The following is a 10,133-nucleotide window of genomic DNA, read 5'->3' as shown; positions in this document are numbered from 1 at the left end:
CTTGGAAAAACCGCTCCGAATCCTATTCTCAGCACACTGAGGTTTTTCAGAGACGAGTACATTGCACACATCGAAGGAGAGTGCCCCAGTGGAATGTGCACAGCGCTCAAAAAATACGTCATCAACCCAGACGTTTGTAAAGGATGTGGCCTCTGCGCGAGATCCTGTCCACAAGGTGCTATTACCGGAGAACGTGGAAAACCCTACACGATAGATCAGGGAAAATGTGTCAAATGTGGTGTCTGTGCGAGCAAGTGTCCGTACAAGGCCATTGAACTCGTGTGAGGAGGGAAGAAAGATGAAGATAATTGTCGATGGAAAGGAAGTTATCATAAACGACAACGAAAGAAATCTTCTCGAGGCATTGAAAAATGTTGGTATAGAAATACCAAACTTGTGTTATCTGTCCGAGGTTTCTATTTATGGTGCCTGCAGGATGTGTCTTGTCGAGGTGGACGGTCAAATCACCACTTCCTGTACTCTGAAACCGTACGAGGGAATGAGGGTGAAGACGAACACACCGGAGATATACGAGATGAGAAGGAACATTCTCGAGCTCATCCTCGCAACACACGACAGTGACTGTACCACCTGTGACAAAAATGGAAGCTGTAAACTTCAAAAGTATGCAGAAGACTTTGGAATAAGAAAAATCAGGTTTGAACCTATCAAAAAAGAGCGTATCAAAGATGAATCTGCTCCGATAGTGCGGGACACCGCCAAGTGTATTCTCTGTGGTGACTGTGTGCGTGTCTGTGAAGAAATACAGGGAGTGGGTGTTATAGAGTTCGCGAAGCGCGGGTTCAAAAGTGTTGTAACAACTGCTTTCAACATACCCCTTGCAGAAACCGAGTGCGTCTTCTGTGGACAATGTGTTGCCTACTGTCCTACGGGAGCTTTGAGCATCAGAAACGACATAGACAAACTCATAGACGCTCTCGAAAGTGACAAGACGGTGATAGGAATGATCGCTCCTGCCGTCAGAGCAGCTGTTCAGGAAGAGTTTGGCATGGAAGAGGATGTGGCAATGGCGGAAAGGTTGGTGTCCTTTCTGAAGACAATCGGTTTTGACAAGGTGTTTGACGTCTCCTTTGGTGCAGACCTGGTCGCGTACGAAGAAGCCCACGAGTTTTATGAGAGACTCAAAAATGCTGAAAGACTACCTCAGTTCACCTCCTGCTGCCCTGCTTGGGTGAAGTACGCGGAGCACAACTATCCTCATCTCCTTTCGAACCTTTCCAGTGTGAAATCTCCACAGCAAGCACTCGGAACGGTGATAAAGAAGATCTACTCAAGAAAGCTTGGTGTTCCCGAAGATAAGATATTCCTTGTGTCGTTCATGCCCTGTACCGCAAAGAAGTCCGAGGCAGAAAGAGAGGAACATAAAGGAATCATCGACCTTGTCCTCACCACCAGGGAACTCTCACAACTCATCAAAATGAGCAGGATCGACATCAGCAAAGTGGAACCACAGCCCTTCGATAGACCGTACGGTGTGTCCTCTCAGGCAGGACTCGGCTTTGGAAAAACTGGAGGAGTCTTTTCTTGCGTGCTTTCTGTTCTGGACGCGGAGATCGGAGTGGAAAAGACGGACGTGAAGATTCAAGAAAACGACGTCGTGCTGGCGGAAGTTACGCTCAAAGATGGGACATCCTTCAAAGGAGCGGTCATCTACGGCCTTGGAAACGTCAAGAAGTTCCTGGAAGAAAAAGATGACGTGTCCATCGTAGAAGTGATGGCCTGCAGCTACGGCTGTGTGGGGGGCGGAGGACAACCGTACCCGAACGACTCCAAAATAAGACAGCACAGAGCAGAAGTCTTAAGAGACATCATGGGGATAAAGAGCCTACTCACCCCTGTAGAAAATCTCTTCCTCATGAGACTTTACGAAGAAGATCTTAAAGACGGAGAAACAAGACACAGCATACTTCACACTACTTACAAACCGCGAAGAAGATACCCCAAGAAAGACGTGGAAATCCTTCCAGTACCAAACGGCGAAAAGAAGACCGTGAAGGTTTGTCTTGGAACTTCCTGTTACACGAGGGGATCCTACGAGATCCTGAAAAAACTCATCGACTACGTCAAGGAAAGCGACATGGAAGGAAAGATAGAGGTTCTTGGAACCTTCTGCGTGGAAAACTGTGGTGATTCTCCAAACGTCGTTGTGAATGGTAAAATTGTGAGCGAGGCAACTTTTGAGAAAGTCATAGAGGAGCTATCAAAAAATGAGTGAGATGATTCACTTTCCAAGATCCACGTTTGAAAGGTTGAAGTTGTACAGAAAAGCTCTGACCCTTGTGGAAAAGGAGTTCATTTCTTCGGATGAACTGGCGCGGATGCTTGAAATCAATCCAGAGCTCGTAAGAAAGGATCTTTCGTATTTGAAGTGTCAGGGTAAGCCGAGAGTAGGCTACAACGTGGAAGAACTTCGCTCGGAACTGAACGAACTCTTCGGTGTCAACGATACAACTAACATGATAGTTGTGGGAACAGACGATCTTGCAAAGGCACTGGTGAGTTACGATTTCAAAAGTGTTGGTGTGAAGGTAGTTGCTGTGTTCGATGTTGGAGGCGAAAGCATAGGAAAGTTCATCGGTGAGTTTGCGGTCAGGGAAATGGATGTTCTGGAGAGAGTGGTGAGAAGATTCAACGTGGAGATAGCCGCTCTGTGCGTTCCCAGAGAGAAAGCTCAAAGCACCGCAGAAGAGCTGATAAAAAAGGAAATAAGAGCGATCTGGAACTTTACTGGGGCGCGGCTCGCTCTTCCTTCCAGCATCATCGTAGTGGACGAGGATCTCACGAAATCCCTCCTGACAATAAAACACCTTTTGAAGCGATAACATGTTCTGAAGCACTGAAGAGGGGGGAGAGATTCCCCCTTTTTTGTGATATAATCTCCATGTTAAAGTTTACTTATTCTTCGCAATCATTACAATCATTCCAATCAAAAAGGAGGTTTCAGACATGAGAAGTATCTCTTCCAAAGTTCTCGTATTGGGCGTGGTGGTAGTGCTGGTGTTTTTCGCTGCTCAATATATACTTTTGAACACGACCGTCTACAACTCGATCATGGAGAGGAAAAAGGAAGAAACCAGGCATCTTGTTGAAGCGGTGTACGGGATCCTGAATCGTGCATACGAGATGGAGCAGAAAGGAGAACTCACAAGAGAACAGGCACAGGAATTGGTAAAATCCCTGATGGGAAAGATCAGATACGACAACAACTACTTCTGGATCAACGATACCCATCCCAGAATGATTTTCCACCCGATTAAACCAGAGCTGAATGGTCAAGACCTGAATGACTACAAAGATCCCAACGGGGTCTACCTGTTCAACGAGATGGTAAAAGTATGTCAAGAAAAAGGAGAAGGCTTTGTGGAATATCATTGGCCAAAACCAGGAAGTGACAAACCAGAACCTAAAGTTTCCTACGTGAAGCTCTTTAAACCGTGGAATTGGATTGTGGGAACGGGAATATACGTGGACGATGTGAGGGCAACCGTTGGAGGGCTTGTTTTCAGGAACGTTCTGATAACTGCCATCATAGGAGCAGCTGTGATTATCATAGTGTTTTTCTATGGAAGAGTGCTCGCCAAGAAGACAAAAACACTTCTTTCCACCCTTGAGAAGATATCAAGCGGAGATCTTTCAGTTCGTGTCGACATCAGGTCCAAAGATGAATTCGGTGTCATCGCTCAAAAATTGAACGAAACAATTGAAAACCTGAGAAATATGGTGTCCGAGATCAACAAGTCTCAGGGTGAGGTGGAGAAAGTCTCAAAAGAATTGTTTACACTCTCACAACAACTTCGTAGCGCACTCGAAGAAATCGCAAGAGCGTCTGAGACAATAAATAGAGAAATCCAGAACGCTTCTGCTTCCATCGAAGAAGTCACGTCCGGATCCGAGGAAGTTTCCGCCAATTCTCAAAACATCTCCAAACTCATCCAGAAGATTTCGGAGAGTGCCGATAACATAGCGAACTTTGCAAAGAATGGTCAGAAGGTCCTTGAAGAAGCGGTCAGAAGAGTGGAGGATGTCTCAGAAAACTCTAGAAATACCGCGGATGTCATCTTGAAGGTGACGGAAAACGCGAGAAACATAGAGGAGATAGTAAGAACAATACGGAGTATAGCAGAACAGACGAACCTCCTTGCTCTCAACGCCGCCATAGAAGCAGCAAGAGCGGGAGAAGCGGGAAGAGGGTTTGCAGTCGTTGCGGACGAGATCAGAAAACTCGCAGAAGAAAGCCAGAGAGCAACAGAAGAAATCGGCCAGATCCTCGAAAGCATCAGGGACGGTGTGGAAAGAACAAATGAGATGTCAAAAGAAAATCTGGAGATCACAAAAGATGCGAGGGAGTTGGTGGAAGAATCTTACGAAAACTTCAACCGAATCGTGAGTAGAATAGAAGATCTCGCTGCAAGAATCGAAGGAATCGCTGCGAGCACCCAAGAACTCAGCGCTGCTTCCGAGGAAATGAGCAGCGCTTTCGATGCGGTTGCCAAGACAACCACAACGGTTGCGGACGAGATAGGGGAAGTGTCCACCAGCATCGTAGAACAAGAAAAAGCCGCAAAGAGAATAGCAGATGTTGGTCAGGAACTCAAGAAACTCTCGGATGAACTGAAAGAGGATGTGGAAAGATTCAAGACCTGATCTGGTAAAATATTTCTAGAGAATCAGAGAGCCCTGGGGAATTTCCCCGGGGCTTTTCGTGTTCATGGGAGGGGAGAAAATGAAATACATTCTTTCTCTCGACCAAGGTACAACAAGTTCAAGAGCGATTGTTTTCGATGAGAGAGGAAACGTGATATCGAAGACCAACAAGGAGTTCAAACAGATCTATCCAAAGCCAGGATGGGTTGAACACGATCCGGTGGAAATCTGGGAATCTCAGATCGAGGTTGCAAAAAAAGCGATTAAGGAAGCAGGGATCAAACCTGAAGATATAGCTGCCATAGGAATCACCAACCAGAGAGAAACAACCATCGTCTGGGACAAAAACACAGGGAAACCCGTCTACAACGCTATCGTATGGCAGTGCAGAAGGACAGCTCCCATATGTGATGAGCTGAAAGAGAAAGGTTACGCTGAGTTCATCCGTGAAAGAACCGGCCTTGTTGTCGACGCGTACTTTTCTGGAACGAAAATCAAGTGGATCCTCGACAACGTCGAAGGAGTGAGAGAAAAGGCAGAAAGAGGAGAAGTGCTCTTTGGAACGGTCGACACCTGGCTCATCTGGAATCTCACGGGTGGAAAGGTGCACGTTACTGATTACTCGAATGCTTCCAGGACAATGATCTTCAACATTCACAAACTCGACTGGGACGATGAAATCTTAGAACTTTTGAACATCCCAAGAAAAATGCTTCCACAGGTGATGCCATCGAGCCACGTTTATGGCCATACGGTGAAAGAATTGCTCGGTGCTGAGATTCTCATAGCGGGTGACGCCGGTGATCAACAGGCAGCCTTGTTCGGTCAGGCATGCTTCCGGCCGGGCATGCTCAAGAACACTTACGGAACCGGATGTTTCCTGCTCATGAACACCGGAGAAAAGACATTCAAATCGAAATCCGGCCTTCTCACAACGATCGCTTGGGGATTGGATGGGAAAGTCTATTACGCACTCGAGGGCAGTATTTTCATCACAGGAGCAGCCGTTCAGTGGCTCAGAGATGGGTTAAAGATCATCTCAAGCGCAACAGAAACTGAAGAACTCGCCACAAGGGTACCAGACAACGGAGGAGTGTTCTTTGTACCCGCGTTCGTTGGCCTCGGTGCACCTTATTGGGACATGTACGCCCGGGGATTGATAATCGGCCTCACCAGAGGAACCACCAGGGAACACATAGTGAGGGCTGTCCTCGAGTCGATTGCTTATCAAACAAGAGAAGTGGTAGAAGTCATGGAGAAGGAGAGTAACATAAAAGTTGATACATTGCGCGTGGACGGAGGTGCTGTTGTGAACAATTTCCTGATGCAGTTCCAGTCGGATATCCTTGGTGTTCCAGTGGAAAGACCCGTTGTGAACGAGACAACAGCACTTGGAGCGGCTTACCTTGCAGGACTTGCAGTTGGATACTGGAAAAACCAGGAAGAGATAGCAAAATTGTGGCAGCTGGACAGAAGGTTCGAACCATCCATGGATCTTGAGGAAAGAGAGAGGTTGTACTCGAAATGGAAAGAAGCCGTGTCGAGATCTCTCGGATGGGAAAAACAGTGAATTTGTACCCTGTAATTCCGGCCATCAGGGCAGAAAAAGATATCGAAGAGGCCATAGACTCACCTTCTAATCTGGTATTTCTGCTGACAGGAACTGTGGCGAACGTTGAAGAAGCAGTTTATATCCTCAAGAGGGGAAGCAAAGAAGTTTTCATTCACGTCGATCTGGTAAAGGGGCTTTCTCTGGATAGATATTCACTCGAATTTCTAAGAGATATCGTAGGCGTTGATGGAATAATTTCTACACACATTTTGCTACTGAAAACGGCCAGGAAACTTGGGTTGAGAATTGTTCAAAGAGTATTTCTAGTGGATTCCAGCGCTCTAGAAAATGGGGGTAGTTCAGGCAGAAGATTTGAAACCAGACTTTCTGGAGATACTTCCAGGCATTATTCCGGAGTTCATTGAAGAGATATCCAGACGGTACTCTGGAGATATAATCGCAGGAGGTTTGGTAAGAAAAAAAGAACAGGTTTTCGCTGCCTTAAAAGCTGGGGCAAAGGCCATACCAACGAGTTGCAAAGACCTCTGGAAAATACTATAATTCTACTGGTTCGAGAGAGAAAGAGAGAGCCATATCCCACGGAGGGTGGGGTATGGCTCTTTTTGTTTAAGGAGGTGTTCGATTTGAAGGCAGTTGTCATAGGAGCAGGTGTATTTGGTTCTCTTGTGGCAAGAGAGCTGACAAAGTACGATCTTGAAGTAACACTCATAGAGAAGAACCTAGACGTGGGTTGTGGCGTGACGAAGGCGAATTCTGCTATCATCCACGCGGGATACGACGATCCTCCGGGAAGTGTTCGTGCACAGTTCTGCGTCGTAGGTAACGCCATGTACCAAAAGCTGTCGAAGGAACTAGATTTCGAGTTCAAAAGAACTGGTTCTTTCGTGGTGGCGTTCAACGACGAGGAACTGAAAGAACTCGAACGTTTGCTCAAACAAGGAGAGGAGAACGGTGTTCCAGGTCTAACTATCCTGGAAAGGAACGAACTTCTCTCAATGGAGCCGAATCTCAATCCAGAGATCAAATACGCCCTTTACGCACCCACAGCGGGCATCACGGAACCCTGGATGGTCGCCATCGCGGCAGTGGAAAACGCCCTTCAGAACGGTTTGAACCTCGTTCTCGATGAAAAAGTTCTGGGTTTTGTGAAGATGAACGGTCGTGTGAGAAAGGTGATCACCGACAAAAGCGAGTATGAAGCAGATATCGTGATAAACTGCGCTGGGCTTCACGCCGACGAAATAGCGAAAATGGCCGGAGCGGAGTACGTTCCTTTACATCCCAGGAAAGGAGAGTACATCCTTCTCGACAAAAAACTTCAAGGACTTGTGAAAAGGGTGATATTCCCAACGCCCACGAAGATCTCAAAAGGGATCCTCGTTCTTCCCACCATCGATGGAGGAATTTTGCTTGGGCCAACCGCCGAGGATCTTCCAGAAGACATGAAAGACAGGCCTCTCACCACTAGAGAAGGACTGGAAAAGGTGCGCGAGTTCACAAAAAAACTCGTACCGTCGCTCGATTTCTCACTCGTTGTGAAGACCTTCTCTGGACTCAGGCCAGAAAGCCCTCAGAAGGACTTCTTTATAAAGGCAAGTGAAACGGTGGAGAACTTCGTGAACGTTATGGCAACAAGATCTCCGGGACTTACGGCAGCACCTGCTGTGGCAAAGTACGTGGTGGAAGGGCTTATCCAGGAAAAGATGAGGATTCCACTGATCAAAAAGAAAGATTTCAAGCCGTTAAGAGAAGGTATAAAACATTACTCGTCTTTGCCCATCGAGGAGTGGAAAAAAGAGATAGAAAAAGATCCGCGCGCGGGAAGACTGGTTTGCTTCTGTAACGAAGTGACAGAGAAAGAGATCGTAGAAGCGATCAGAAGGGGTGCGAGAACGCTCGATGGGATCAAATTCAGAACCAGGGCGATGTTCGGGAGATGTCAAGGTGGTTTCTGCATGGCGAAAATTTTGAAGATCCTTGAGCGAGAGCTCAACACAGACATGTCTGAAATCAGAATGAAGTCGAAAAACAGTTGGATCGTGAACGGGAAGGTGAGAGGATGAAAGTGGACGTGATGGTGATAGGAGCCGGTGCAGCCGGAATGGCAGCGGCCCTGAAAGCAAAGGAGGAAGGTGCGGAGGTTCTCCTCGTTGAACGTGACGAAAGAACTGGTGGCATACTGAATCAATGTATACACAACGGTTTTGGCCTTCACTATTTCAGACAGGAACTGACAGGGCCAGAGTACGCCGAGAGGTTCCAGGAAAAGATGGACAAGATGGGAATAAAGTCTTTGACGAACGCCTACGTGAAACAAGTTGGTGACAGAGAAGTGATTCTGGTTACAGAAAAAGGTATCGAGAGGGTGGAGGTTGGAGCCCTGGTCTACACAACGGGAGCAAGGGAAAGGCCCTTCGGCAGCCTCACGATCCCAGGAGACAGACCGTCTGGTATCTTCACGGCGGGAGTGGCCCAGAGACTCATAAACATAGAGAACCGTCTTCCCGGAAAGAAGGCCCTCATTCTGGGTTCTGGAGATATTGGTCTCATTATGGCAAGAAGACTCACTCTTGAAGGAATGGAAGTAGTGGGAGTGGTGGAGCGTCTGCCCTACGCTGGAGGGCTTCTCAGGAACGTGATACAATGTCTTGAAGATTACAACATACCCCTCTATCTTTCCAGTACTGTGGTTGAGGTGAGAGGAAGAGAAAGATTAGAAGAAGTTGTCGTTGCAAAGGTGGACGAAAAGTTCAGACCAATTCCAGGAACGGAGAAGGTTTTCAAAGTTGATACACTCGTTCTTTCCGTTGGTCTCATCCCTCAGGTCGAGCTTCTAGAACATCTGGTGGAAAAGAACCCAACATCAAAGGGAGTGGCCACCACGAACACAGGACAGACTTCCAAGAATTGGATCTTTTCCGCCGGGAACTGTACTGTGATTTTCGATCTCGTCGACTATGTAAGTTACGAAGGAGAAATTGCAGGAAAATACGCTGCCAGGTTTGTGAAAGGCGAAGTAGAAAATCGAAGGATTCCTGTGAAACCCGGTAAAAATGTGATGGTGGTACATCCTCTGTGGTATGTTCCTGCAGAACCCCTCACTCTTTACCTGAGGGTAAAAAGGCCCATAGAGAAAGGAAGACTCACTGTGGGAAGGTTCGAAAAAGAATTCGAAGATCTCGTACCAAGCGAGATGTTGAGAGTGAAAGTTTTGGACAAAGATCTGGAAGGATTCGATGAGATCGTTGTGTCCGTCGAGGAGGTGGACTGAAATGTTGAAAAACATCGTTTGCGTTCAGTGTCCAATTGGGTGTAAGATTAAGGTGGAACTAAATGAAGATGGTCATATAAAATCGATCATCGGAAACAGATGCCCCAGAGGAGTCGAATACGCAAAGGACGAGATCAGAGATCCAAAGAGGGTAGTCCCGACGAGTATCAAGGTGTTGAATGGGGAACTCCCCCTTGCATCGGTGAAGACAGACAAGCCGATCCCAAAAAGATTCATACCAGAGTTGATGAAAATCGTCAGGGAAATAAAGGTGGAGGCCCCTGTAAGAGTGGGGGACATCGTTGTGAAAGATCTGTTCGGGACGAGAGCAAATCTGGTTGTAACAAGAACGGTGAGGAGGCTGGACAATGGATCCAAAGAAGTTCAAAAAAGTAGCACTCGTGGGAGCAACGATTAACCCGAAAAAGTACGGAAACGTGATACTGAAAGACCTCGTCTCGAAAGGATTCGAGGTTTTACCGGTCAATCCTAAGTACGAGCAAATAGAAGGTTTCAGAGCCTACAGGAGCGTAGATGAACTTCCAGCAGATGTGGATGTGATCGTTTTTGTTGTTCCACCAGGGGTAGCATTGGAAGAGACAAAAAAAGCCTACAGGACAGGAT

General features: G+C 47.0%; 11 protein-coding genes. All 11 read left to right on the top strand.

Translation table 11 applies throughout. The annotated features are described in order from the left end of the window. Positions 1-285, top strand: a 285-nt coding sequence (locus J7K79_RS05045) for a 4Fe-4S binding protein (RefSeq protein ID WP_296905809.1), incomplete at its 5' end; no start/stop codon positions are given. Positions 286-298: 13 nt separating this feature from the next. Further along, positions 299-2,236 carry a [Fe-Fe] hydrogenase large subunit C-terminal domain-containing protein gene (locus J7K79_RS05040; RefSeq protein ID WP_296905807.1) on the top strand — a complete coding sequence of 646 codons (1,938 nt, stop codon included), beginning with the start codon at positions 299-301 and terminating at the stop codon, positions 2,234-2,236. Continuing rightward, complete coding sequence (locus J7K79_RS05035; protein WP_296905805.1) at positions 2,229-2,843, top strand: redox-sensing transcriptional repressor Rex; 615 nt, start codon at positions 2,229-2,231, stop codon at positions 2,841-2,843. Before J7K79_RS05040 ends, J7K79_RS05035 begins: the two co-directional genes overlap by 8 nt. Positions 2,844-2,967: 124 nt before the next feature. Beyond that, positions 2,968-4,665, top strand: a complete 1,698-nt coding sequence (locus J7K79_RS05030; protein WP_296905803.1) for a methyl-accepting chemotaxis protein — start codon at positions 2,968-2,970, stop codon at positions 4,663-4,665. A 79-nt stretch (positions 4,666-4,744) separates the two neighbouring features. Beyond that, a complete protein-coding gene (glpK, locus tag J7K79_RS05025) occupies positions 4,745-6,235 on the top strand; it encodes a glycerol kinase GlpK (protein ID WP_296905801.1) in 1,491 nt (496 codons plus the stop codon). After that, positions 6,220-6,642, top strand: a complete 423-nt coding sequence (locus tag J7K79_RS05020; RefSeq protein ID WP_296905799.1) for a glycerol-3-phosphate responsive antiterminator — start codon at positions 6,220-6,222, stop codon at positions 6,640-6,642. The genes glpK and J7K79_RS05020 overlap by 16 nt, the downstream gene beginning before the upstream one ends. After that, positions 6,566-6,778, top strand: a complete 213-nt coding sequence (locus J7K79_RS05015) for a glycerol-3-phosphate responsive antiterminator (protein ID WP_296905797.1) — start codon at positions 6,566-6,568, stop codon at positions 6,776-6,778. The genes J7K79_RS05020 and J7K79_RS05015 overlap by 77 nt, the downstream gene beginning before the upstream one ends. 83 nt (positions 6,779-6,861) lie before the next feature. Then, on the top strand, positions 6,862-8,301 hold the full coding sequence (locus tag J7K79_RS05010; RefSeq protein WP_296905795.1) for an NAD(P)/FAD-dependent oxidoreductase: 1,440 nt from the start codon (positions 6,862-6,864) through the stop codon (positions 8,299-8,301). Next, positions 8,298-9,509, top strand: a complete 1,212-nt coding sequence (locus tag J7K79_RS05005; protein WP_296905793.1) for an FAD-dependent oxidoreductase — start codon at positions 8,298-8,300, stop codon at positions 9,507-9,509. Before J7K79_RS05010 ends, J7K79_RS05005 begins: the two co-directional genes overlap by 4 nt. Before the next feature lies 1 nt (position 9,510). Further along, on the top strand, positions 9,511-9,927 hold the full coding sequence (locus J7K79_RS05000) for a DUF1667 domain-containing protein (protein ID WP_296905791.1): 417 nt from the start codon (positions 9,511-9,513) through the stop codon (positions 9,925-9,927). Then, positions 9,878-10,133 (top strand): CoA-binding protein (locus tag J7K79_RS04995; RefSeq protein ID WP_296905789.1); only part of this gene is annotated, 256 nt, incomplete at its 3' end. The genes J7K79_RS05000 and J7K79_RS04995, both read left to right, overlap by 50 nt.

It is taken from the genome of Thermotoga sp. (assembly GCF_021162145.1).
Taxonomy (GTDB): domain Bacteria; phylum Thermotogota; class Thermotogae; order Thermotogales; family Thermotogaceae; genus Thermotoga.
Note: the sequence above shows the minus strand (reverse complement) of the source record. Positions and strands in the feature narration are given on the sequence as shown.